Source organism: Dellaglioa sp. CoH-57-MRSF-21, assembly GCF_056781915.1.
Window position 1 is genome coordinate 309 of sequence record NZ_JBXAXU010000040.1, and the last position, 264, is coordinate 572.

Here is a 264-nt window from a genome sequence, read left to right on the forward strand (position 1 = left end):
ATGGTACAGATTAGCGGTCGCAGACAGGGACCCGCTTACAAAGGCCGAATTGTTAGCAACGGAGTTTAGGATACCCCATTGGCGGTTTCCGCCCGATGCCCCAGTAACGAATAGGTGCAAAAAGCCACCATTTGTTGTGGCTGGTGTGAACTGGCCGTTAGCAGCAGGTGCCCAGACTGCGAAACAATTAGTCCACTGCCAACCCCGCCTGTCAATCCGGTTGCTGTCGCGTCCCCAGCCTCATATACGTTCATGGCCTGCCAA

The 264-nt window shown here is 54.9% G+C and carries 1 protein-coding gene; it reads right to left on the reverse strand.

Going from position 1 to position 264, the window contains the following annotated elements; all coding sequences use genetic code 11:
* Positions 1-65 precede the first annotated feature (65 nt).
* Positions 66-264 (reverse strand): hypothetical protein (locus AC1RPQ_RS07800; RefSeq protein ID WP_481762232.1); only part of this gene is annotated, 199 nt, incomplete at its 5' end.